The organism is Pseudonocardia sp. (assembly GCF_025465255.1).
In the GTDB taxonomy this organism is placed as follows: domain Bacteria; phylum Actinomycetota; class Actinomycetes; order Mycobacteriales; family Pseudonocardiaceae; genus Pseudonocardia.
This window is the reverse complement of the sequence record NZ_JAODNI010000003.1, coordinates 1-22,910: the sequence shown is the minus strand read 5'-3', so window position 1 is coordinate 22,910 and position 22,910 is coordinate 1. Positions and strand designations below refer to the sequence as shown.

Here is a 22,910-nt window from a genome sequence, read left to right as displayed (position 1 = left end):
CGCGTTCGCCGCCGCGGCCGGGGTCGCCGGGCTGAGCTGGGCCGCCCAGCACTCGACGGTCACGGGTGCGGTCGTGGCCGCCGCGGCGGTCGGGCTGCTGGTCCCGTCGCTGCGCCGGCTCGTCCCGGTGGGGACGTTCCGGTCCCGGCCGGGCATCGCGGCCGTCGTCGCGGGTAGGGCGCTGATCGGCGGGGCGTTCTTCACCGTGAACGCGTTCCTGCCGCTGATCCTGACCGCGACGCACGGATGGTCCCTCCCGCTCGCGGGCGTGCCGCTGATCGTCGCGTCGCTGGGTTGGTCCTCGGCCGCGGCGTGGCAGGGCCGCCACCCCGACCTCCCGCGGCCGCGGCTGCTGCGGATCGGCTTCCTCGCGATCGCCGTGTCGACGGCCGGGTTGCTCCTCGTCGCCCCGGCCTGGGGGGTGGCGTGGCTGGCGCTGCCGTTCTGCGCGGTCGGCGGGGTCGGCATGGGCCTGGGCTTCTCGTCCCTGTCCTACCTGCTGCTGGCCCACTCCACCGGTGACGAGGTGGGCTTCCACTCCTCCGCGGGGCAGCTCGCGGACTCGCTGTCCCAGGCCGCGCTCGTCGGCGCGGGCGGCGCGCTGCTCGCCCTCCTCGCCTCCCCGGCGGCCGCGATGCCGATCCTGCTGGCCGTGCTGACGGTCCTCGCCCTCACGGGCGCTGCCGTGGCGGCCAGAACCGTGGCGTCCCGCACGAGATCCGCGCCGAGGAGTGAGCCAAGCCGGGCCGGGTATCGGCCTCCACCATGAGCGACGTACGGGAGCGGCTGCGGCGGGCCGCGGCGGACCGGTTCGACTGGGACCGGCTGACCGCCGACCAGTCCGCCGCGATGGAGGAGCTGGTCGGCGGGCGTGACGTGCTCGCCGTGCTGCCCACCGGCGCGGGCAAGTCCGCGATCTACCAGGTGCCGGCGCTGCTGCGGGACGGCCCCGCCGTCGTCGTGTCGCCGCTGCTCGCCCTGCAGCGGGACCAGCGGGAGGGGCTGGCCCTGCACGACGTGCCGGACGCGGTCGAGGTCAACTCCGCCCAGCGCGCCGCCGAGACGAAGAACGCGTGGGAGGCGTTCGCGAGCGGGGAGGCACGCTATCTCTTCCTCGCCCCGGAGCAGCTCGTGAAGGACGACGTCCTCGACCGGCTGCGGGCGGCCGGCGTCGGACTGTTCGTGGTCGACGAGGCCCACTGCGTCTCCGAGTGGGGCCACGACTTCCGGCCGGACTACCTCCGGCTCGGCTCGGTGATCGACCGGCTGGGGCACCCGCCGGTGGCCGCCCTGACCGCCACCGCCGCGCCCCCCGTGCGCGCGGACATCGTGGAGCGGCTCGGGCTGCGGGACCCGCGTGAGATCGTCGCGGGCTTCGACCGGCCGGAGATCCACCTCACCGCGCTCGTGTACGCGGACAAGGACCTCCGCCGCCGGGAGCTGCTGGAGCGGGTCGGCGAGCTGGACCTCCCCGGGCTCCTCTACACCGCGACGCGCAAGGAGGCCGAGGCGTACGCCGGGGACCTGGCGGCCCGCGGGTTCCGGGCGGCGGCCTACCACGCGGGGCTGCGCCGGGCCGTGCGCGACGAGGTGCACGAGGGGTTCCTCGCCGGCTCGCTCGACGTCGTCGCCGCCACCTCGGCGTTCGGCATGGGCATCGACAAGCCGGACGTGCGGTTCGTCCTGCACGCGGCCTCGCCCGGGTCACTCGACGCGTACTACCAGCAGATCGGCCGGGCGGGCCGGGACGGCCGGCCCGCTGTCGCGGAGCTGCACCACCATCACGACGACCTGCGGCTGCAGCGGTTCCTCACCGCCCACCGGCCCAAGCCGGCCGCACTGCGCGCCGTGTTGGACGCCCTGGCGGACGGGCCGAGGGCGGTGCGCGACCTCGGCGAGGCGGCGGGGCTGTCACCGGCCCGGCGGACCAACGCCGTCAACCTGCTCGAACAGGTGGGTGCCGTGCACACGTCCGGCGAGGGCCGGGTCTCCCTCGCCGGGGAGGCGCCCACGGAGCAGGCGGTGGAAGCGGCCGTCGCGGCGGCGGAGCGGCACCGCCGGCTCGTCCGTTCCCGGATCGACGTGGTCCGCGAGTACGCCGAGGCGACCGGCTGCCGCCGCCGTCACCTGCTCGGCTACTTCGGCGAGCAGCGGGACGAGGCGTGCGGCCACTGCGACACCTGCGAGCGGGGCACCGCGCAGGAGCACGTTCCCACCGACGACGACGGCCTGACCTCGAGCACACCGGTCCGGCACCCGAAATGGGGCGACGGCGTGGTGCTCTCGACCGAGGACGACCGGTTCACCGTGCTGTTCGACGACCACGGCTACACGACGCTCTCCCGGGACGTCGTGCGGGACAACGACCTGCTCGAGGTCCGCGAGAACGGGTGAGGTCCGGCAGGAGCCGGGTCCCTGCTCAGGTCGCGTCCCACAGGGCCGACACCACCGTCGCGACGTCCTTGGCCACGTCGAACACCTCGTCGATGGCCCCGACGGGCGTGTGCATGACGTAGGCGGCGACGATCGTCTCGCGCCCGCTCCTGGACGTCATGTAACCGGCGTTGCCGCGGGTCATCACCAGGGCGCGGCCGTTCATCACGTCGCCGGCGACCGTCGTGCCGCTCTTCGCGGCGATCCTGCCGACCACCGGGCTGTCCGCGGCCACCACGGCGCTCTCGGTTCCGTCCACCCCGAACACCGGCAGCGAGTCGCGGTACGTGGCGAAGTCCGGCCGGGTCGCCATGTACCGGAGCAGGGCGGCGACGGTCCGCGGCGTGAAGAGGTCCGTGTACTCGTTGCCGCGGCCGTCGGACAGCGAGAGCGTCGCCGGGTCGATGCCGGCCTTGTGGACGAACGGCACGAGCAGCTCCATGCCCTCCTCGCGCGTCCGCTTCCCGTTCCGGACGGCGATCAGCATGATCAGGGTGTCCGCCTGGACGTTCATGCTGACCTTGTTGATCAGGCGCAGGTTCTGGGCGAACGGCAGCGAGCGGTGCAGGGCGACCCGGTCCGCATCGGCGTAGGAACCGGCCGCGGGCAGGGCGGCGACGGGGTTCGGGCCCGTCGGCGAGGCCGTCACGGCGACCCCCGCCCGCGCGAGCGCCTCGACGAACAGCGTCCGCGCGAACGACTGCGGGTCGGCCACCTGCTCCACCCGCAGCACCGGGGCACCGGCCGGGACCTCGCCGTCGACCTGGAGCACACCGGGCTCCGGTGTGGACACCGCGACCGTCGCGGGACCGTCGCCGCCGGTGGTCACGGTCGACCGGACCTGGTAGGCCGCCGTCACCGGCCGGGACAAGAGCGTCGCCGCGGCCCCGGCCGCTCCGGGCGTGATCGTCAGGTCGACCAGGTTGTCGTTGATCATGATCGGGGTGAGCAGGTAGTCGTCCTTCGGGGTCTGGTCGAACATCCGGGCGTCGACGAGGACGTCGCCCTCGACCCGCCGCAGCCCGGACGCCGCGACCTGCCGGGCCAGGTCGTCCAGCCCGGCCAGCGGGTCCTGCGGCGTCAGCGTCGCGCCGGGCAGCGAATTGGCCTCGGCGTGGTCGAGCGGGGTGAAGGCGAGCGTGCCCTCCGGGGTGTCCCGGCCGCCCATCGTGAGGTCCCCGCCGGCCACCAGCACCAGGTCGCCGCGCAGGACGTCCCCGGCGAGCGTGCCCCGGCGGTACACCGGGGTCTCGAACCGGAAGTCCGGGCCGAAGGTGTCCAGGGCGCAGGCGGTCGACCACAGCTTGGTCGTGGAGGCGGGCAGCACCAGGTCCCCGGAGTTGAGGGCGACCAGCTCCTCGCCGGTCGCCCGGTCGGAGACGTGGGCGAACCACCGGCTGAGCGCGTACCGCGGACCCCGCATGACCTCCGTGGCGGCCGGGGGGATCGGGACCGGCGCCGGCGTGGCCGGGGCGGAGCCCGGCGGCGGCTGCGGCGCGGGCGCGGTGGAGGTCGTGCAGGCCGCGGCGGCGAGGACGGCCGCGCCTCCCGCGGAGGCACGGAGGAAGGCGCGACGGCCGGTCGCGGCGCCGGGTCGGAGATCGGAGGCCATTCGGTCGTCCCCTTCGGACGGGCACCGAGGTGCGCGGGTGGTGATCCCTCACCCCGCGGACGCCCGGCATCGCCTCCGGAGCACCACAGCGGCGCGACTCCCCGACGGATCGGCGGCCCCAGCATCCCCGGCCCGCGGCGACCGTGGCAAGCACCGGCCGCCGCGCCGGTCAGGACCTGGTCAGCGGGCCAGCAGCTCGGCGACCGCGGCGTCGATGAACGCCGTGTCCACCGGGTTCGCCCCGCCCCCCGCGAAGTGCCCCCACACCCCGGGGATCACCCGCAGCTCAGCGTCCCGCATGTGCGAGACGGCCCACCGCTCGTCCTCGGGCGGGAAGTACAGGTCCTTCTCCGCCGGCATCACGATCGCCTTCGCCCGGATCGAGCCCAGGGCCTCCTCGGTGGAGGAGAAGCCCGGCGTGGTCCCGACGTCGCCCTGCCACCAGGTGTCGAGCATGGTCAACAGGTTGTTCGGGTCCCGGCCGTCGAGGAAGAAGCCCTCCCAGAAGCCGACGCAGAAGTCCTCCAGCGAGGTGTAGCCGAGCTCGCGCCAGACCTCGTCCCAGTAGAAGGCCTGGGAGAAGCCCCAGCCGGCATAGATCCGGGCGAACGCGCGCAGCCCGTTCACCGGCCAGTCGTCCGGGGGGTACCAGCCGCCGTCGAACCCGACGGACGCGGTGAGCGCCGCCCGCAGCGAGTCGAGGAAGACCTTGTTGTGCGGGGCGGTCCGCGGGGACCCGCAGAACGGCAGCATCCGCTGCACCATCTCCGGGTGGCTGACCGCCCACTGGTAGGTCTGGCCTGCGCCCATCGACCAGCCGAGCACGAGCGGCAGCGTCTCGATCCCGAACGCCTCGGTGACGAGCCGGTACTGCGACTCGACGTTGTCCCGTACCGAGATCCGCGGGAAGCGCGCCCGGTCCCACGGCGGCGGGGTGTTCGACGGCGACGACGAGAGCCCGTTGCCCAGCATGTTCGGCACGACGACGAACCACCGCGCCGGATCGAGGGCCATGCCGTCGCCGATGAGCCACTCGTTCTCCCAGTGCCGCCCGGAGTACCAGGTCGGATAAACGATCGCGTTGCTCTTGTCGGCGTTCAGCTCCCCGTAGGTCCGGTACGCCACCCGGGCCGGGCGCAGGGTCGCGCCGCACTCCAGGGTGAAGTCCGGGAGCTCGTGGACCTGGTAGGGCGCCTCGGCCCCGGTCATGACGACACCGCGCAGCTTCCCCGGTCCCTGCGAATCGGACCGCTCGCCGACGGCCGGATGTCGACGTCGAAGATCGCCGTCGGCAGGTAGAGCGAGCAGCAGGCGTTCGGGATGTCGACGACGCCCGAGACCCGGCCCTCGATCGGCGCGGACCCGAGGAGCAGGTACGCCTGCGGCCCCGAGTAGCCGAACTTCTCCAGGTAGGTGACGGCGTTGAGGCACGCGTTGCGGTAGGCGACCGTCGCGTCGTTGTAGAGCTGGGTGTCCGATTCGTGGTCCACGCCGATCCCGATGAAGGTCAGGAACTCCGAGTACCGCGGCTCGACATTGCCCGGGATGAGGATGGGGTTGGTCGTGACGCCGTAGGTCTCCATGCCGCCCTTGATGAGGTCGACGTGGAAGTCGATGAACCCGCCCATCTCGATCTCGCCGCAGAAGGAGATCTCGCCGTCACCCTGGGAGAAGTGCAGGTCACCGCCGGAGAACAGCGCGCCGGGCACGTGCACCGGGTAGAAGACGCGCGAGCCGCGGGTGAAGTTCTTGATGTCGTGGTTGCCGCCGTTCTCCCGCGCCGGGACGGTCCGGGCGCCGTCGCGGGCGATCGCGGCCAGCACGTCACCGCTGGCCGTGCCGCCCAGCGTGTTCTCCTCGAGCGGGGGCAGGGCGAGCGCCGGGATGCGGTCCGGGTCCGTGGCGATCAGCGCCCGCTCGCGGGCGTTCCAGCGGCCGAGGAGCTCGGGCGACGGCGCCGTCCCGAACAGGCCGGGGTGCGTGATGCCCGTGTAGCTGACCCCCGGGATGTGCCGTGACGTGCACTTCTGCCCGGCGAAGTCCCAGATCGCCTTGTAGGCGTCGGGGAACCGGTCGGTGAGGAAGCCACCGCCGTTCTGCTTCGAGAAGATGCCGGTGTAGCCCCAGCCCTGGCCGGGCGAGTCGCCGGTCTCCTGCGGGACGGGCCCGAGGTCCAGGATGTCGACGACGAGCAGGTCCCCCGGCTCCGCGCCCTCGATGGCGATGGGCCCGGAGAGCATGTGCGCGTGCGTGAGGTCGACGTCGCGCACGTCGTTCGCGGAGTCGTTGTTGCCGATCTGCCCGTCCGTCCACTCCCGGCACTCCACGCGGATCGTGGAGTCCGGGCGGACCGTGACGGCGGGCGGGACGTCCGGATGCCAGCGGTTGTGGCCGGGGACCGCCTGGTCCCGCATGGAACGAGCCTGGTCGACGGAGAAGACGACGTCGGGCACTGGGACCTCCGGGCCGGTGGGATCAGGGACGGGGCAGACGGGCGTGACGGGGGTCCGTGCTCGTCGGGATCGCCTGCCGGCTGCGCCCGGGGACCCCGCCGACGACGGCGGGCGCGTCCGCGCTCGCGGCGCTCGTGTCCAGCGCACGGCGCATCCCGGGGTCGAGGGAGCGCAGGGCCGGCGCGCCGAACACCCGGCGGGCCGGGGTCGCGCAGTCCGGGCAGGACGCGGGCGCGCCGGCGTCGGCCATGGGCCGGACCAGGTCGAAACCGCCGCAACGCGGACAGCGGAAGGCGTAGGTCGGCACGGCGGCTCCCTCGTCGAGAGTCCTACTGTCGACCTGAACTATTTCGATCGACACCGAATCCGTCAAGCGCTGCGGTCTCCGCGAGTCGGCACTTCCGGTCGTCCGAACCACACGTCCCGGACGTTCGGGAGGTGCGTTTCGATCGACGGAAACGGCCGACCCGCGGGGATCACCCCTCCTCGAGGTCGCCTTCGGTCTCCAGGTAGGCCTGCCGCAGCGCGTCCAGGGTGGCCTGCTCCGGCGCCTCCCACAGCCCGCGCTCCGCAGCCTCGAGCAGGCGTTCGGCCATGCCGTGCAGCGCCCACGGGTTGGACTCGGAGAGGAACTTGCGGTTGTCCGGGTCCAGGACGTAGGTCTCGCTGAGCTTCTCGTACTGCCAGTCGGCGACGACGCCGGTGGTGGCGTCCCAGCCGAACAGGTAGTCCACCGTCGCGGCCATCTCGAAGGCGCCCTTGTACCCGTGGCGGCGCATCGCCTCGATCCAGCGCGGGTTCACCACCCGGGCGCGGAAGACGCGCGCGGTCTCCTCGTGCAGCGTCCGGGTGCGGACGGCCTCGGGCCGGGTCGAGTCCCCGACGTACGCCTCGGGCGCGGAGCCGGTGAGCGCGCGGACCGTGGCGATCATGCCGCCGTGGTACTGGTAGTAGTCGTCGGAGTCCGCGATGTCGTGCTCGCGGGTGTCGGTGTTCTTCGCCGCCACCGTGATCCGCTTGTAGGCGGTCTCCATGTCGTCGCGGGCGGGCGCGCCGTCGAGCCCGCGGCCGTAGGCGTAGCCGCCCCAGGTCGTGTAGACCTCGGCGAGGTCGGCGTCGTCGCGCCAGTTCCGGGAGTCGACGAGCTGGAGCAGGCCCGCCCCGTAGGTCCCCGGCTTGGAGCCGAAGATCCGCGTGGTGGCGCGCCGCCGGTCGCCGGTGCGCTGCTCGTCGAGCGTGACGTGGGCCTTCACGAAGTTCTGCTCGGCGGTCTCGTCGAGGTTCGCGACGAGCTGCACCGCGTCGTCGAGCAGGGCCAGGACGTGCGGGAACGCGTCGCGGAAGAAGCCGGAGATGCGGACCGTGACGTCGATGCGGGGACGGCCCAGCTCGTCGAGGTCGATCACCTTGAGCCGGGTGACCCGGCGGCTGGCCTCGTCCCAGACCGGCCGGACGCCGAGCAGCGCGAAGACCTCCGCGACGTCGTCGCCGCTCGTCCGCATCGCGCTCGTGCCCCAGACGGACAGCCCGACGGAGCGCGGGTACTCGCCGTCGTGGTCGCTGCGGTACCGCTCGACGAGCGACTCCGCCATCGCCTGCCCGGTCTCCCAGGCGAGCTTCGACGGCACGGCCTTCGGGTCGACGGAGTAGAAGTTGCGGCCGGTCGGGAGCACGTTGATCAGCCCGCGCAGCGGCGAGCCGGAGGGGCCCGCGGGGATGAACCCGCCGTTCAGCGCGTGCAGCACCCGGGCGATCTCCTGCGAGGTCTCCGCGAGCCGCGGGACCACCTCGTCGGCGGCGAACCGGAGGATCTTCTCGACGGTCGCGTGGGTTTCAGACGACCGGAACTGCCGACTCGCGGAATCCTGGCCCCCGCGAGTCGGCGGTTTCGGGTCACCGAATGTGCGAAGCCGGTCGTCGACGATCGCAGGGGCCGCGTCGGCGTCCCAGCCCGCCGCCTCCATGTCCGCGACGAGGGCGTGCGCGAGGGCCTCGACCTCGTCGACCCTGGATTTCTGCTCGCTCCCGTCCTCGACGAGCCCGAGCGCCTCGCGCAGGCCGGGCACGTTCTGCTCGCCGCCCCACATCTGCCGGGCCCGCAGCATCGCGAGGACGAGGTCCACCCGGCTGTCCCCGGTCGGCGCGAGCCCGAGGACGTGCAGACCGTCCCGGATCTGGACGTCCTTGATCTCGCACAGCCAGCCGTCGACGTGCAGCAGGAAGTCGTCGAACTCGGCCTCGTGCGGCCGCTCGGACAGCCCGAGGTCGTGGTCCAGCTTGGCCGCCTGCATCAGCGTCCAGATCTGCTGCCGGATCGCGGGGAGCTTGCCCGGGTCCAGCGCCGAGATGTTCGCGTGCTCGTCGAGGAGCTGCTCCAGCCGCGAGATGTCTCCGTAGGTCTCGGCGCGGGCCATCGGCGGGATCAGGTGGTCGACGAGCGTCGCGTGCGCCCGGCGCTTGGCCTGCGTGCCCTCGCCCGGGTCGTTGACCAGGAACGGGTAGATCAGTGGAAGGTCGCCGAGGGCGGCGTCGGTGCCGCAAGAGGCGCTCATCCCCGAGGTCTTGCCCGGCAGCCACTCCAGGTTGCCGTGCTTGCCGATGTGGACCACGGCGTCGGCGCCGAACCCGCCGTCCTGCGTGGAGGCCGCGAGCCAGCGGTAGGCCGCCAGGTAGTGGTGCGACGGCGGCAGGTCCGGATCGTGGTAGATCGCGACCGGGTTCTCGCCGAACCCGCGTGGCGGCTGGACGATCAGGGTGACGTTCCCCGAGCGCAGCGCCGCGACGACGATGTCCCCGTCCTGCACGTAGTGCTCGCCGGGCGCGGGCCCCCAGTGCTCCTCGACGCCCGCGCGGAAGTCCTCGGGCAGGGTTTCGAACCAGCGCCGGTACTGCGCCGCGGAGATGCGGACCGGGTTACCCGCGAGCTTCTCCTCGGTGAGCCAGTCCGGGTCCTGCCCGCCGGCCTCGATGAGCGCGTGGATCAGCACGTCGCCGTCCTGTGCCGTGACGCCCGGGAAGTCTCCGACGTCGTATCCGGCCTTGCCCATGGCCTCGAGCAGCGCGACGGTGCTGGCCGGCGTGTCCAGCCCGACGGCGTTGCCGATCCGGGCGTGCTTGGTCGGGTACGCGCTCAGCATCAGGACGATCTTCTTGTCCGCGTTCGGGATGCGCCGCAGCAGCGCGTGCCGCACGGCGATCCCGGCGACCCGGAGCGCGCGCTCGTGATCGGGCACGTAGACGCTGAGCCCGTCCGCGTCGATCTCCTTGAACGAGAACGGGACGGTGATCAGCCGGCCGTCGAACTCCGGGACCGCCACCTGCGTGGCGACGTCCAGCGGGGACAGCCCGTCGTTGTTCTCCTCCCAGGTGGCGCGGCTGGAGGTGAGGCACAGGCCCTGCAGGATCGGGACGTCGAGCGCGGCGAGCTCGGTGACGTCCCACTCCTCGTCCTCGCCGCCGGCCTGCGCGGAGGCGGGCTTCGTGCCGCCCGCCGCGAGCACGGTGACGATCATGGCGTCGGCGTCCCGGAGCGTGTCCAGCAGCGCGGCCGGGGCCTGCCGCAGCGACGCGCAGAAGATCGGGAGCGGCCGCGCGCCCTTGGCTTCGATCGCCTGGCAGAGTGCCTCGACGTACGCGGTGTTCCCGGCGATCTGCTGGGCGCGGTAGAAGAGCACCGCGACCGTCGGCCCGTCGAGCTCGGCGGCGGGCCGCTCGAGGACCCCCCACTCCGGCAGCGCGACCGGCGGCGCGAAGCCCTCACCGGTGAGCAGGACGGTGTCGCTGAGGAACGCGTGCAGCTGCGCGAGGTTGTCGGTGCCGCCCTGCGCGAGGTAGGTGTGCGCCTCCGCCGCGACGCCCGCGGGGACCGACGAGAGCGCCATCATCTCGGCGTCCGGTGCCATCTCGCCGCCGAGCGCGACGAGCGGGGTCGACGATGCGCGCAGGAGGTCCAGCCCCTCCTCCCAGTACCGGTAGCCGCCAAGGACCCGGACGACCACGACGTCCGCCTCGGCCGCCATGGCCGGGAGCTCGTCGAGCAGCACACGGTTGGGGTTGGCGAGCCGGTAGTCCGCGCCCGAGGCGCGCGCCGACAGCAGGTCCGTGTCGGACGTCGAGAGGAGCAGGATCACCGGGAGCACTCCCGGCGCGCGGCACAGCACGTCACAGCTACAGCCTTCCTCGGGATCCTCGTCCCTGGTCAGAGTGGTCGTGCGCGCGGGCGCGCACAGGTGCGTGGGGCAGTGTCCTGGCTCCCGGATCGGTGCTCGCCCCGGCCTTCCCGACCCTCGCGGGCCAGTGGCGTGTGGCGGGGTTCGCTCCCCGGTGACAGTGGCGGGACCGCGCCGGACTCGCACCGGCTTCCTGGACCCACGCGCCCTATGTGGTTGTCGCAGACCACTGTCCGCAACGAGCTGACCGCGCGTCAAGCCGACGGGGCGTGTTTACAGTGACCCCGTGCCCCTCCCGGTCCGGACCCGCGCCGACGCCTGTCCCGGCGTCCTTGCGCCGCACGACTCGGCTGACGGCGCGCTCGCCCGCGTCCGGCTGCCGGGCGGGGTCGTGACGGCGGCCCAGCTCCGGGTGCTGGCCTCCTGCGCGGAGGATCTCGGCGACGGCGCGGCGCACCTGACGTCGCGAGGGAACGTGCAGCTCAGGGGTCTCGACCGGGACGATCCGCGGCTGGTCTCCCGGCTGGTCGACGCCGGTCTCGTCCCCGCCCCCTCGCACGAGCGCGTGCGGAACGTCCTGGCCTCTCCGCTGAGCGGCCTGCACGGCGGTCTGGCGGACGTCCGGGGGCTCGCCTCCGCCTTCGACGACGGGCTGTGCGCACGTCCGGGCCTCGCCTCGCTGCCGGGCCGGATCCTCTTCGCCTTCGACGACGGGCGGGGGGACGTGGCGGCGGAGGAGCCCGACCTGTGCTGGGTCGCCACCGGCCCGTCGGAAGGGTTCCTGCAGGTCGCGGGGGTGGCGACGGACGTGAGCGCCACCCGGGAGGACGCGCCCGAGCTGCTGCTCACCGCGGCTGAGGTGTTTCTCACGCTGCGCGCCGCGGACGAGGTACAGGCCTGGCGCGTCCGGGAACTGGCCGATGCCCCGGGACGGATCGCCGCCGCGCTTGACGAAGATCACTATCTCGGGAGCGGCAGCGACGTCCCGGGGCGCTCCCGCTCCCCGGATCGTGATCACGCTGCGCCTGTCGGGCCGATCGGCGGGCGCGCACTGGGCGTCGCACCCGTGCTCGGTGAGCTGTCCGCCGGGCAGCTCCGCGCGCTCGCGGACACCAGCGACCCCGCGATCGTCACCCCCTGGCGCTCGCTCGTCCTCCCCTCCCCCACGCCGGGCGCCCGCGGCGCCCTGCGCGCCCACGGTCTCGTCGTCGACCCCGACCACCCCGCCCTCGGCGTCAGCGCCTGCGCCGGACGACCCGGTTGCGCGAAGTCCCACGCCGACGTCCGGGCGGACGCCCGAGCGCTCATCGAGCTGGGGGTCACGACGACCGCCCACGTGGTCGGCTGTGTGCGACGCTGCGGCGCGCCGCACGGGCCGCACACCGACGTCGTCGCCCGGCCCGACGGCCGCTACGAGATCGACGGCACACCCGTGCCGGACCTCTTCACCGCACTCGCAAGGACCCAGCCATGAGCACCGACTACCTCCGCGACGGCGCCGAGATCTACCGCCGTTCCTTCGCCACGATCCGGGCGGAGGCGGATCTGACGGGCCTGCCCCCGGACGTCGCCTACCTGGCCGTCCGCATGATCCACGCGTGCGGGCAGGTCGACCTCCCCGCGGACATCGGCTACTCGGCGGGCGTCGTCGGGCAGGCGCGCGAGGCACTGCGGAACGGTGCCCCGATCCTCTGCGACGCGATGATGGTCGCCTCCGGCGTCACCCGGGCCCGGCTGCCGAGGGACAACGAGGTGCTCTGCACGCTGCGCGATCCCCGGGTCCCGGACCTCGCGCGCGACCTCGGCACCACCCGTTCCGCCGCCGCGCTGGAGCTGTGGCGGGACAAGCTCGACGGCGCCGTGGTCGCCGTCGGGAACGCGCCGACGGCGTTGTTCCACCTGCTCGACATGATCGACGCCGGCGCGCCCCGGCCCGCCGCGGTCCTCGGCATCCCGGTCGGCTTCATCGGCGCCGCGGAGTCCAAGCAGGCCCTGTCCGAGCGCACCGACCTGGAGTTCCTCGTCGTGCACGGCCGTCGCGGCGGTTCCGCGATCACCGCCGCCGCGCTCAACGCGCTGGCCAGCGAGCAGGAGTAGCCAGAGATGTCAGTACCGCGCCCCGGAACTCTGTACGGGGTGGGCCTCGGCCCCGGCGATCCCGAACTCGTCACGATCAAGGCCGCCCGGCTGATCGGCGCCGCGGACGTCGTCGCCTACCACTCCGCCCGGCACGGCCGTTCGATCGCCCGCCGCATCGCCGAGCCGCACCTGCGCGGGGACCAGATCGAGGAGGCGCTGGTCTACCCGGTCACCACCGAGACCACCGACCACCCCGGCGGCTACCAGGGCGCGATCGACGAGTTCTACGTCGAGGCCGCCGAACGCCTCGCGGCCCACCTGCAGGCGGGGCGGGACGTCGTGCTGCTCGCCGAGGGCGACCCGCTCTTCTACGGCTCCTACATGCACATGCACAAGCGGCTCGCCGGGCGCTTCCACGCCGAGGTCGTCCCGGGGGTCACCTCGGTGAGCGCCGCCGCGGCCGCGCTCGGCCGGCCGCTGGTGGAGCGGGACGAGGTGCTCACGATCCTGCCCGGAACCCTTCCCCGCGACGAGCTGGCCCGGCGCCTGGCGCAGACGGACTCCGCCGCCGTCATGAAGCTCGGCCGCACCTTCGGCAACGTCCGCGGCGCCTTCGCGGACGCCGGCAGGCTCGACGACGCGTGGTTCGTCGAGCGGGCCACCATGGACGGACAGCGCACCGGGCGGCTGGCGGACGTCGACCCGGGGTCGGTCCCCTACTTCTCACTCGCGGTGCTGCCGGGCGAGGTCGCCTCCTCCGTGCCGGACGAGGTGGCCGAGCCGGCGCGCCGCGCCGAGCCGACGGTGCGGCAGCCGCGCGTGGGGATCGGTGAGGTCGTCGTGGTCGGCACCGGGCCCGCGGGCCGGGACTGGCTGACCCCGCAGGTCGCGGCGGCCCTCGCCGCCGCGGACGACCTCGTCGGCTACGGGCCCTACCTGGACCGCGTCCCGCCGAACCCCCGGCAGACCCGGCACGCCAGCGACAACCGCGTCGAGGCCGAGCGGGCCGCTCACGCGCTGGACCTGGCCGCGTCGGGCCGGTCGGTGGCCGTCGTGAGCGCCGGCGACCCGGGCGTCTTCGCGATGGCGACCGCGGTGCTCGAGGTGGCGTCGGAGGAGAAGTACCTGGGCGTCCCGGTGCGGGTGCTCCCCGGGCTGACCGCGGCCCAGGCCGTCGCCGCGGCCGTCGGGGCTCCCCTGGGGCACGACTACGCGATGATCTCGCTGTCCGACCGGCTCAAGCCCTGGGACGTGGTCACCGAGCGGCTGGTCGCGGCCGCGCGGGCGGACCTGGCGATCGCGATCTACAACCCGCGCTCGAAGGCCCGCCCGTGGCAGGTCGGCGCGGCCCGCGACGTGCTCCTGGAGCACCGCGCCCCGGAGACCCCGGTGGTCCTCGGCCGGGACGTCGGTGGGGCCGGCGAGCGGATCACGGTCACCACGCTCGAGGACCTGGACCCCGAGCAGGTCGACATGCGCACCCTGCTGATCATCGGCTCGTCCACGACCCGGGTGGTCAACCGCAACGGCCGCACGACCGTCTTCACCCCACGCAGTTACCCCAGTTCAGAGGGGGTTGTGAGGGCGTAGCCCTGTTCTAACAGGGCTACGCACTCACCGGGGGTTCGGATGTGCACGAAGCCGGGTGGGAGCGGCGGGCGGCTGACGATCACGACCGGGACGCCCAGGGCGCGGGCCGCTTCGAGTTTCGCGGCGGTCATGGCGCCGCCGCTGTCCTTCGTCACCAGGAGGTCGATGGCGTGCTCCCGCATCAGGGCGAGCTCGCCCTCGACGGTGAACGGGCCGCGGTCGAGGACGGCGTGCATGTGCCGTGGGGTCCGCCCGGACGGCGGGTCGACGGAGCGGACGAGGAACCAGAGGCCGTCGAGATCCGCGAAGGTCGCCAGGTCCTGACGGCCGGTGGTGAGGAAGACCCGGCGCCCGAGCTCCGGAAGGACCGCGGCCGCCGCAGCCAGGGACGGCACGGACGTCCAGCCCGGATCCACCGCCCACCCGGGGCGGCGCAGCAGGACCAGCTGGACCCCCGTCGCGCGGGAGGCCGCCGCCGCGTGTGCGGTCATCTGCGCCGCGAAGGGGTGGGTCGCGTCGACGATCACGTCGGTCCCGGACTCCCGCAGGTACGCGACCAGCCCGGGCACCCCGCCGAACCCGCCGATCCGCACCTCCCCCGGCGGCAACACCGGCTGCCGCACCCGCCCGGCGAGCGACGACGTGACCTGTGCCCGCCCGTCCAGCAGCGTCGCGAGCCTGCGGGCGTCGGAGGTCCCGCCCAGGACGAGGACGCGCGGACCCGTCATCGCAGGTCAGGCGGGGTCGTGAGGGCGCAGACCGGTTCTGGCGAGGCTGCGCGCGCACAGGTCAACGGCATCGGGAGTCGGAGTAGAGGTGGCTGTCCGGGAACTGCTCCGCCGCCAGCGCCGGCCCGACGATGACGACGGCGGTCCGCTCGATGCCGGCGTCGTGCACGGCGTGCCCGATGTCGTCCAGCCGCCCGCGCAGGACGATCTCGTGCTCGCGGGACGCGTACGCGACGACGGCCGCCGGGCAGTCCGTCCCGTAGGTCGGGACGAGCTCCTTGACCAGTTCGTCGATCCGGTGGACGGCCAGGTGCAGCACGAGCGTGCCCCCTGCCGTGCCCAGCGCCGCCAGGGACTCGCCGGACGGCATCGGGGTCGCCCGGGCGGCGATCCGGGTGAGCGTGACGGTCTGGGCGACGGTCGGGACGGTCAGCTCGCGGCGCAGCGCGGCCGCCGCGGCGGCGTAGGCCGGGACCCCGGGACAGACGTCGTAGGGCACGCCCGCGGCGTCGAGGCGGCGCATCTGCTCGGCCATCGCCGAGAAGACCGACGGGTCCCCGGAGGCGAGCCGCGCGACGTCGAGCCCGTGCGCGTGCGCCCGCTCCATCTCCTCGACGATCTCGCCGAGCGTCATGAGCGCGGTGTCGACCGTCCGGGCCTCCGGCGGGCAGATCTCGAGCATCTCCGGCGGCACGAGCGAGCCCGCGTAGAGGCAGACGGGCGAAGCGGCGATGAGGTCCCGGGCGCGGATCGTCAGGAGGTCGACGGCGCCCGGGCCGGCGCCGATGAAGTGGACGGTCATGACTTGACGGCGCTCCAGATCGTGACGGGCATGCTCGGTCGCCAGCCCAGGAACCCGCCGACCGGCTCGGCGCGGGACACCTGCACCCGCGCCAGTGCGCCGCCGAACCGCGCCTGACCGGCGGCGAGCACCGTCTCGGCCTCCACGGTCACCGCGTTGGCGACGAGCCGGCCGCCGGAGGGCAGCGCCGCCCAGCAGGCGTCGAACACGCCTTCGCGGGTCACGCCGCCGCCGATGAACACGACGTCCGGCGTGGGCAGCCCGGCCAGCGCGTCCGGTGCCCGCCCGGTGACGACCTCCAGCGCGGGCACGCCCAGCGCGTCCGCGTTCGCGGCGATCCCGGCCGCCCGTCCGGGGTTGGACTCCACCGCGATCGCCCGGCACGTGCGGTGCGCGCGCATCCATTCGATCGCGATGCTCCCGGCGCCGCCGCCGACGTCCCAGAGCAGCTCGTCCGGGCGCGGGGCGAGATGCGCGAGCGTCACGGCCCGGACCTCGCGCTTGGTGAGCTGGCCGTCGTGCAGGTAGGCGTCGTCGGGCAGGCCCGGGACCTCGCCGAGCACGGTCGCGTCCGCGGTCGCCTCGCACTCGATCGCGACGACGTTCAGCGCGTCCCCAGGCACGTGCGCCCAGGTCGCGGCGGTGCCGGTCTCGATCCGCTCGCTGCGCCCGCCGAGCTGCTCCAGCACGGTCAGGCTGCTGGGGCCGTAGCCGTCGGCGGTGAGCTGGCGGGCGAGCGCCCGCGGGGACTGCGCGCCCGCACTGAGCACGAGCAGCCGGCGTCCGGGGGCGACCGCGCGGCGCACCCGCTCCAGCGGCCGGCCGACGACGCTGACCACCTCGACGTCCTCGGCGGGCCAGCCCAGCCGGGCGCAGGCCAGGGTGACCGACGACGGGTGCGCGATCACGTGCATCCGCGAGGGCCCGATGGTGCGGGCGAGGGTGGCGCCGAGGCCGAAGAACATGGGGTCCCCGGAGGCGAGAGCGCACAGCCGCTGCCCCGAGTAACGCTCCAGCAGCCCGGGCAGGGCCGGGACCAGCGGCGACGGCCACGGCACCAGCTCCGCCTTCACCTGCCCGGAGACCAGCTCCAGCTGCCGCGGCCCGCCGAGGATCACCTCCGCGGACGCGAGCGCGTCCTGCGCGGACCCGCCGAGGCCGTTCCACCCGTCGGCCCCGATCCCGACGACCGTGACCGCCGGTCGCGCGCCCTGCCGCTGCACGAACGTGTCCCTGACCGGACTCTCGCCCACGTGCTCCACCTCTCGACGAACCCCGGAAACCCTACGTGACCGCGACGCCCCGGCCGGGCGTCGTGCGTCACCGTCGCGCCACTGCGACGATCACCTCATGGCAGTGCAGACCGTCGTGTTCGACGTCAACGAGACGCTCTCGGACATGCGCCCGATGGCCGGGCGCTTCACCGACCTCGGCGCCCCGGCCCACCTCGCCCCGCTCTGGTTCGCCTCGACCCTCCGGGAGGGCATCGCCCTCGCCGCGAGCGGGGACTCGCAGCCGTTCGCGACGGTGGCCGCCGAGGTCGCCCGGACCCTGTTGACCGGGGTGGAGATCGACCGGGACCTCGACGCGGCGGTCCGGCACGTCCTCGACGGCTTCCTCGCGCTGCCCCTGCACCCGGACGTCGCCGACGGGGTCCGGCTGCTCTCCGACGCCGGGCTGCGGCTGGTGACGTTGAGCAACGGCGGGGTGCCCGTCGCGGAGAAGCTGCTGGGCGACGCCGGGCTGCGCGGGCACTTCGCCCACGTCCTGTCCGTCGACGACGCGGGGATCTGGAAGCCCGCGCCCGGCGCCTACGCCTACGCGGCCCGGGTCTGCGAGGCCGACCCGGGCGACCTGCTGATGGTCGCCGTGCACCCCTGGGACCTGCACGGGGCCGCGCGAGCGGGCCTGGCCACGGCCTGGGTCGACCGGGAGGGGCTGCCCTACCCGGGGCACGTCCGCGCGCCGGACCACACGGTGCGGTCCCTGGTGGACCTGGCCGCGCGGCTGGGCTGAGTACGTCACCCACCGTGAGCGCACGGCGCGTAGCCGACATCGATCACTCACACAGCTGACGCCGCCGCCGCACTCGCCGTCCGGTCGGCGGCCGGGTAGTTGCCTGAGTGGACGCTGTGAAGGATGTGCCCTCCTGGGGCGCCGCGTGCCACGCTCCGCACACGATGACGCGCCCACCCCTCTCCCCGTTCGTGTGTCACCCGGTCCGGGGGCACCGCCGTGTCGCTCCTTGTCCGGTGATCTTTCGTCGCGCACGCTCGGGCCGGACAGGACGAATCGGACCAGAGATCGGAAGACGCGTGAACAGGGCCTCCCGGACGCTCGTCCTCCTCGGCTGTGTGCTCGCGACGGCGGCCGCGTGCGGTGCGGCCGTGCCCGCGCAGGAGCCCCCGACCGGGCCGCCCGCCGCGACGGCGCCGGGGAACGTCGGCCCGCTGCACGTCCAGGGCCGCTTCCTCGCCGACGAGTCCGGAGCGCCGTTCTTCTGGCTGGGCGACACCGCGTGGTCCCTGCCGCTGAACCTCGACCGCGACGAGGTCGTCACCTACCTCGACGCCCGCGCGGCCCAGGGCTACACCGTGATCCAGGCCGTCGCGATCTTCCCGCAGGCCGGCGGGCCTGGCCCGAACCGGCAGGGCGACGACCCGTACAAGGGCTCGCTGGACAACCTGGTGACCACCGAGGGTGCCGACCCCGCCGACGACCGGCAGTACGACTACTGGGACCACGTCGACTACGTCGTCGAGCAGGCCGCGCAGCGGGGCCTGCGGATCGCGCTCCTCCCGGTCTGGGCGGACGACCAGGTCGGCTCGCTGCTCACCGAGCGGAACGCGCAGGCCTACGGCGAGTTCGTCGGCGAGCGCTACGGCGACCGGGTGATCTACGTCCTCGGCGGCGACGCCCCGGCGGACGGGGTGGAGGACATCTGGCGGACCCTGGCCCGCGGCATCGAACAGGGCGCGGGCGGCGACGTCCTGATGACCTACCACCCGCAGGGCGACCAGACGTCGGCCGAATGGTTCGACGACGACGACTGGCTGGACGTCAACATGATCCAGGGCGGGCACTGCCGCCGCTACGACGTCCGGCGGAAGCTGGTGAACGCGACCTTCGGGGCGTCGTCGGACAAGCCGTTCCTCGACGGCGAGCCGCTCTACGAGAACCACCCGTGGTGCTGGAAGCCGCAGGACGGCTACTCGAAGGCGGTCGACGTGCGCAGCGACGCCTACTGGTCCGTGCTCGGCGGCGCCTTCGGCCACACCTACGGCCACCACTCCGTCTGGCAGTTCCTCGGCACCGGGGGACGCCGGGCCGAGCTCGGCGCCCGCGGGAACTGGGAGGAAGGGCTCGAGGCCGAGGCCGGCGTCCAGATGGGTCACCTCCGGGCGCTGATGGAGTCCCGGCCGTACACCCTCGGCGCGCCCGCGGACCTCGTGTCCGACCCGGGCGAGGGCGCCGGCCGCATCCAGGCCAGCCAGGCCTCGGACGGCAGCTACCTGATGGCCTACGTGCCGCAGGCCCGCGAGTTCACGATCGACATGTCCGGACTGGCCGGCCCCACGGCGCGCACCTGGTGGTTCGACCCGCGCACCGGTGAGGCCGTGCCCGAGGCCGCGGACGGCCCGGCCGGGGAGCGCACGGTGGACCCGCCGGACGACGGGGACTGGGTGTTCGTGGCGGACGACGCGGCGTGGAACCTCCCGGCGCCGGGCACCTCGGTCCCGCCCGCCCGAGGCGTCACCGTCGGCTGAGATAGGTGTAGTTCTTGGGGCGCAGGCGCATCGCGTGTACCACCCGCTCCCCCTCCGGCGCCTTCTCCAGGACCACCTCGAGGAGGTTCCGGTCCGGGCCGATCCCGATGTAGAGCAGCCGGTCCCCCTGCGGGACGAGCCGGATCGGCTCCGCGAGCACGGCGCGGATGGCGTCCGCGGTGATCCCGTGCTTGAGCGCGCCGGACGTGATCTCTGGAGCCACGGGTCCCAGGTTACGAGGGCGGGGTCACGAGGCGCGCAGGGCCGCGAGCAGCTCCGCCTCGGCCGCGGCGAACGCCGGATCCGTCACGACCTCGACGGCCCGGGGCCGGGCCAGGTCGACGGCGACCTCCCGCCGGACCTGCGCCGGGCGCGGGGACAGCACGAGGACCCGGTCGGAGAGGAACACCGCCTCCCGGATGTCGTGGGTGATCAGCAGGACCGTCCAGCCGTAACGGGCGCGGACGCCCTCCAGCCATTCCTGCATCGCGGTGCGGGTCAGCGAGTCCAGGGCGCCGAACGGCTCGTCGAGCAGCAGCACCTCGCGATCCTGGACCACCGTCCGCAGCAGCGCGGCCCGCTGCCGCATCCCCCCGGACAGCTCCCCCGGGCGCGACCTCTCGAACCCCGCCAGGCCGAAGGGCGCGAACAGGGCCCGCGCCTTCTCCCGGGCGTCCCGGCGGCGCATCCCGGCGACCTCGAGGCCGAGCGTCGTGTTGTCCAGGACGGTGCGCCACGGGAAGAGCAGGTCCTTCTGCGGCATGTAGCCGAAGGTCTCCCGGCCGGCCGGGGCGCCGTCGACGAGCACCGCCCCGCGGTCCGGCTCCCGCAGCCCGGCCAGGACGTTGAACAGGGTGCTCTTACCGCAGCCACTGGGACCGATGACCGACACGAACTCGCCGGGGGCGACGTCGAAGGAGAGGTCGTCCAGGACCCGGAGCTCGCCGAAGGAGACGGACAGCCCCTCGACCACGATCTTCTGCTCAGGCACGGGCGTCCCTCCGGTACCAGGGGACGAGCAGCCGCTGCACCAGGAACGTCAGGCCGAAGAGCGCCACGCTGATCACCGCCGTCACGACCACCGCGGCCAGCACCAGATCCGTCCGGAACGAGTTCTTCTGCTGGTTCATGAAGATCCCCAGACCGGACCGGGCCCCGACGTACTCGGCGAAGATCGCGCCCGTCACCGCGTAGGTGATCCCGATCCGCAGCGCCGTGAAGAACGACGGCATGGCCCCCGGCAGTCGCACGTAGCGGAACTCCTGCCAGCGGTCGCCGCCCATGCTGCGCAGCAGGTTCGACGCCTCGCGGTCCGTCGCGGCGAACCCCTCGATCAACCCGACGGCGATCGGGAAGAACGTCACGAGCGCGATCACCACGACCTTGGGCAGCAGCCCGAAGCCGAACCAGATGATCAGCAGCGGGGCGATCGCGACGATCGGCAGGGTCTGGGACGCGACGAGCAGCGGCACCAGCGCCCGGCGCAGCCACGGCGAGAAGTCGACGACGATCGCCAGCACCCAGCCCACAGCCAGCGAGACCGCGAAGCCGACCGCCGTCACCTGCAAGGTCGGCACCGTGTTGGCCCACAGGGCATCGCGGAACGCCCAACCCTGTTCGACGACCCGCAGCGGCGACGGCAGCACCTGGGGCCGCACGTCGAGGACCGTCACCGCGACCTGCCAGGTCACCAGCAGGGCCGCGACGATCACCAGCGGCGGGAGGAGCCGCCGCGGGCTCAGGAGGCGAGGTAGGAGTCGGTGAACCATGTCGAGAAGTCCGGTCGGGTGGCGAGGGGCTTGCCGTCGGCGTCGACGACGGCGCCGTTGTCGATCAGGAAGCCGGAGAACCCGCTCCAGCGGTCCAGCGTCTGGGTGCCGACCTTCCCCTGCTCGTCCTTCAGGTAGTCCTTCGCCAGCATCTCCTGACTGCGGCGGACGAGCTCGGGCTCGCTGAAGGTGCCCGGGTTGGCGTCCTCGAGGTCCTTCGCGGCGGCGGCCGGGTCGTCCGCGGCGAGCTGGTAGCCGCGCTGGGCCGCCTGGACGAAGGCCTTCGCCTGGTCCGGGTGTGCCTGCAGCCAGGGGGAGTTGCCGACGAGCAGGACGTTGTAGGCGTCCGGGAAGCCGTAGTCGGTGTACTTGAAGGTCTTGAGCGGCTCGCCGCGCAACTCCGCCTCGATGCCCTCCCAGGCGACGAACGGCTCGGTGAAGTCGACCTGGCCGGCGTAGAGCGCCTCGTAGGCCGACGTGCCGAGCGTGACGGTGGAGAACGTCCCCTGCCCGCCCGCGTCCTGGATGACGCGGCGCATCTTGGGCTCCTCACCAGGGCCGCCGAACCCGCCGTAGACCTTGCCGTCGAGGTCCTTGGGCGAGGTGATGTCCGCCCGGTCCGCCTTGACGGCGACCTCGCTGCCCCAGTGCTGCAGGACGGCCATCACCGAGGTGATGTCCGCGCCGGAGCCCTTCGAGAAGGTGAAGGAGTCCTGGAAGCTGATCCCGAACTCGGCCGCCCCGGAGCCCACGAGGGTGTCCGGGGACGTGCTGTTGTACGGCAGGAACTGCACGTCGAGGCCGGCGTCGCGGAACCAACCACGCTGCTGGGCGACGTAGAGCCCGGTGTGGTTGGTGTTGGGCGTCCAGTCCAGCGCGATGCGGACCGTGCTCGGGGCGGGGGTGGCGCCACCCCTCCCGGAGTCCGTGGTGCCGCCGCAGCCGGCGAGGACCAGGACCGCGCCCAGGACGAGGGCGATCACTCTCAGATGACGACGTGCAGAGACGCGCAACGCGTTCCTCCCTACGCCGGTGCTAACCGGGTCAGGTGCGAACGGTCGACGGCCGGTCCTGCCGTCCTCTCAGCCTCGGATCGTGAGTGCTCCCGCGGTGACGGATCCGAACCCTACGTGCCGTACCCGGCCCCCGCCAGCGCCGGGCGGAAGGCGTGCGGACGATCACGGACGGGCCCGGCCGTCAGTCGTCGGTGCGGCGGTGCCGGGCGCGGGGGCGCGCGCTCGACGGGGCCGGCCCGGGCCCCGCGTCCGCGGGACCCTCGTGCGGCCGGGACGCGGGGCGGCCACGCGCGAGGTCCGGCCACGGGTCCGCGGGGCGGGAGCCGCGGTGGGCCCGTGGGAGCAGCTCCGGGAAGTCCGACGCGGGCGGGACCGGACTCCCCTGCGGGAGCCGCGGCCCGGGCGGGACCTCCGGACCGCCGCCGGGCCGCCGGACGGTGATCGCCTGCGTCTCCGCGGTGGCGGACGCCTCGACGGACCGCTGCTGTGGCG

The 22,910-nt window shown here is 73.7% G+C and carries 18 protein-coding genes, 2 pseudogenes and 2 riboswitches; of the genes and pseudogenes, 7 read left to right on the top strand and 13 right to left on the bottom strand.

All coding sequences use genetic code 11. From position 1 onward, the window contains the following. Window positions 1-769, top strand: a pseudogene (locus JWP64_RS00255) (MFS transporter); the annotation flags it as partial. Next, window positions 766-2,394, top strand: a complete 1,629-nt coding sequence (locus JWP64_RS00250) for a RecQ family ATP-dependent DNA helicase (RefSeq protein WP_297490737.1) — start codon at window positions 766-768, stop codon at window positions 2,392-2,394. The pseudogene JWP64_RS00255 and the gene JWP64_RS00250, both read left to right, overlap by 4 nt. 25 nt (window positions 2,395-2,419) lie before the next feature. Here JWP64_RS00250 and dacB read toward each other — a convergent pair whose 3' ends face one another. The 5 genes from dacB to cobN form a co-directional block, all read right to left on the bottom strand. Continuing rightward, window positions 2,420-4,045, bottom strand: a complete 1,626-nt coding sequence (gene dacB / locus JWP64_RS00245) for a D-alanyl-D-alanine carboxypeptidase/D-alanyl-D-alanine-endopeptidase (RefSeq protein ID WP_297490735.1) — start codon at window positions 4,043-4,045, stop codon at window positions 2,420-2,422. Between the two features lie 180 nt (window positions 4,046-4,225). Beyond that, complete coding sequence (locus tag JWP64_RS00240) at window positions 4,226-5,254, bottom strand: alpha/beta fold hydrolase (protein ID WP_297490733.1); 1,029 nt, start codon at window positions 5,252-5,254, stop codon at window positions 4,226-4,228. Beyond that, entirely contained in the window at window positions 5,251-6,498 is a 1,248-nt protein-coding gene (fmdA, locus tag JWP64_RS00235) for a formamidase (RefSeq protein ID WP_297490732.1), read from the bottom strand. Before fmdA ends, JWP64_RS00240 begins: the two co-directional genes overlap by 4 nt. A 22-nt stretch (window positions 6,499-6,520) precedes the next feature. Next, window positions 6,521-6,805: a zinc ribbon domain-containing protein gene (locus tag JWP64_RS00230; RefSeq protein WP_297490731.1), complete on the bottom strand. Its 285-nt coding sequence runs from the start codon at window positions 6,803-6,805 to the stop codon at window positions 6,521-6,523. Window positions 6,806-6,974: 169 nt separating this feature from the next. Then, a complete protein-coding gene (gene cobN / locus JWP64_RS00225; RefSeq protein WP_297490730.1) occupies window positions 6,975-10,628 on the bottom strand; it encodes a cobaltochelatase subunit CobN in 3,654 nt (1,217 codons plus the stop codon). 109 nt (window positions 10,629-10,737) lie between these two features. Then, window positions 10,738-10,863, bottom strand: a riboswitch (cobalamin riboswitch). Window positions 10,864-10,953: 90 nt separating this feature from the next. Between cobN and JWP64_RS00220 the strand changes: the two genes are divergently transcribed. Genes JWP64_RS00220 through JWP64_RS00210 form a run of 3 tightly spaced genes read left to right on the top strand, consistent with a single transcriptional unit; the run spans window position 10,954 to window position 14,336 of the window. After that, window positions 10,954-12,141 (top strand): precorrin-3B synthase, encoded by a 1,188-nt coding sequence (locus tag JWP64_RS00220; RefSeq protein WP_297490729.1) that lies wholly within the window; start codon window positions 10,954-10,956, stop codon window positions 12,139-12,141. After that, on the top strand, window positions 12,138-12,764 hold the full coding sequence (locus JWP64_RS00215) for a precorrin-8X methylmutase (RefSeq protein ID WP_297490727.1): 627 nt from the start codon (window positions 12,138-12,140) through the stop codon (window positions 12,762-12,764). Before JWP64_RS00220 ends, JWP64_RS00215 begins: the two co-directional genes overlap by 4 nt. 6 nt (window positions 12,765-12,770) lie before the next feature. After that, entirely contained in the window at window positions 12,771-14,336 is a 1,566-nt protein-coding gene (locus tag JWP64_RS00210; RefSeq protein ID WP_297490725.1) for a precorrin-2 C(20)-methyltransferase, read from the top strand. Here JWP64_RS00210 and JWP64_RS00205 read toward each other — a convergent pair. From JWP64_RS00205 to cbiE, 3 genes are all read right to left on the bottom strand, one after another. After that, complete coding sequence (locus tag JWP64_RS00205) at window positions 14,303-15,064, bottom strand: cobalt-precorrin-6A reductase (protein ID WP_297490722.1); 762 nt, start codon at window positions 15,062-15,064, stop codon at window positions 14,303-14,305. The two genes, JWP64_RS00210 and JWP64_RS00205, sit on opposite strands and share 34 nt — an antisense overlap. 61 nt (window positions 15,065-15,125) lie before the next feature. After that, window positions 15,126-15,866, bottom strand: a complete 741-nt coding sequence (cobM, locus tag JWP64_RS00200) for a precorrin-4 C(11)-methyltransferase (RefSeq protein WP_297490720.1) — start codon at window positions 15,864-15,866, stop codon at window positions 15,126-15,128. Beyond that, window positions 15,863-17,119, bottom strand: a complete 1,257-nt coding sequence (cbiE, locus tag JWP64_RS00195) for a precorrin-6y C5,15-methyltransferase (decarboxylating) subunit CbiE (RefSeq protein ID WP_297490718.1) — start codon at window positions 17,117-17,119, stop codon at window positions 15,863-15,865. The genes cobM and cbiE overlap by 4 nt, the downstream gene beginning before the upstream one ends. Window positions 17,120-17,216: 97 nt before the next feature. Between cbiE and JWP64_RS00190 the strand changes: the two genes are divergently transcribed. Both JWP64_RS00190 and JWP64_RS00185 read left to right on the top strand, forming a co-directional pair. Further along, window positions 17,217-17,882, top strand: coding sequence for a haloacid dehalogenase type II (locus JWP64_RS00190; protein WP_297490716.1), 666 nt, complete (start codon window positions 17,217-17,219; stop codon window positions 17,880-17,882). A gap of 299 nt (window positions 17,883-18,181) precedes the next feature. Beyond that, window positions 18,182-19,633, top strand: a complete 1,452-nt coding sequence (locus tag JWP64_RS00185) for a glycoside hydrolase family 140 protein (RefSeq protein WP_297490715.1) — start codon at window positions 18,182-18,184, stop codon at window positions 19,631-19,633. Here JWP64_RS00185 and JWP64_RS00180 read toward each other — a convergent pair. The 5 genes and pseudogenes from JWP64_RS00180 to JWP64_RS00160 form a co-directional block, all read right to left on the bottom strand. After that, the gene (locus JWP64_RS00180; RefSeq protein WP_297490713.1) at window positions 19,620-19,856 is read right to left on the bottom strand and encodes a hypothetical protein; all 237 of its coding nucleotides are present in this window, start codon (window positions 19,854-19,856) and stop codon (window positions 19,620-19,622) included. The two genes, JWP64_RS00185 and JWP64_RS00180, sit on opposite strands and share 14 nt — an antisense overlap. Window positions 19,857-19,880: 24 nt before the next feature. Then, a complete protein-coding gene (locus JWP64_RS00175) occupies window positions 19,881-20,624 on the bottom strand; it encodes an ABC transporter ATP-binding protein (RefSeq protein WP_297490711.1) in 744 nt (247 codons plus the stop codon). Then, on the bottom strand, window positions 20,617-21,402 hold the full coding sequence (locus JWP64_RS00170; protein WP_297490710.1) for an ABC transporter permease: 786 nt from the start codon (window positions 21,400-21,402) through the stop codon (window positions 20,617-20,619). The genes JWP64_RS00175 and JWP64_RS00170 overlap by 8 nt, the downstream gene beginning before the upstream one ends. Next, entirely contained in the window at window positions 21,372-22,385 is a 1,014-nt protein-coding gene (locus tag JWP64_RS00165; protein ID WP_297490707.1) for an ABC transporter substrate-binding protein, read from the bottom strand. The genes JWP64_RS00170 and JWP64_RS00165 overlap by 31 nt, the downstream gene beginning before the upstream one ends. 21 nt (window positions 22,386-22,406) lie before the next feature. Beyond that, window positions 22,407-22,521, bottom strand: a riboswitch (TPP riboswitch). Window positions 22,522-22,599: 78 nt separating this feature from the next. After that, a pseudogene (locus JWP64_RS00160) lies at window positions 22,600-22,910 on the bottom strand (hypothetical protein); the annotation flags it as partial.

What these genes read in the sequence shown, in the direction of transcription:
- JWP64_RS00250 (WP_297490737.1), top strand. Translation starts at nt 766, where the DNA reads ATGAGCGACGTACGGGAGCGGCTGCGGCGGGCCGCGGCGGACCGGTTC.
- dacB (WP_297490735.1), bottom strand. Translation starts at nt 4,045, where the DNA reads ATGGCCTCCGATCTCCGACCCGGCGCCGCGACCGGCCGTCGCGCCTTC.
- JWP64_RS00240 (WP_297490733.1), bottom strand. Translation starts at nt 5,254, where the DNA reads ATGACCGGGGCCGAGGCGCCCTACCAGGTCCACGAGCTCCCGGACTTC.
- JWP64_RS00215 (WP_297490727.1), top strand. Translation starts at nt 12,138, where the DNA reads ATGAGCACCGACTACCTCCGCGACGGCGCCGAGATCTACCGCCGTTCC.
- JWP64_RS00210 (WP_297490725.1), top strand. Translation starts at nt 12,771, where the DNA reads ATGTCAGTACCGCGCCCCGGAACTCTGTACGGGGTGGGCCTCGGCCCC.
- JWP64_RS00205 (WP_297490722.1), bottom strand. Translation starts at nt 15,064, where the DNA reads ATGACGGGTCCGCGCGTCCTCGTCCTGGGCGGGACCTCCGACGCCCGC.
- cobM (WP_297490720.1), bottom strand. Translation starts at nt 15,866, where the DNA reads ATGACCGTCCACTTCATCGGCGCCGGCCCGGGCGCCGTCGACCTCCTG.
- JWP64_RS00190 (WP_297490716.1), top strand. Translation starts at nt 17,217, where the DNA reads ATGGCAGTGCAGACCGTCGTGTTCGACGTCAACGAGACGCTCTCGGAC.
- JWP64_RS00170 (WP_297490710.1), bottom strand. Translation starts at nt 21,402, where the DNA reads ATGGTTCACCGACTCCTACCTCGCCTCCTGAGCCCGCGGCGGCTCCTC.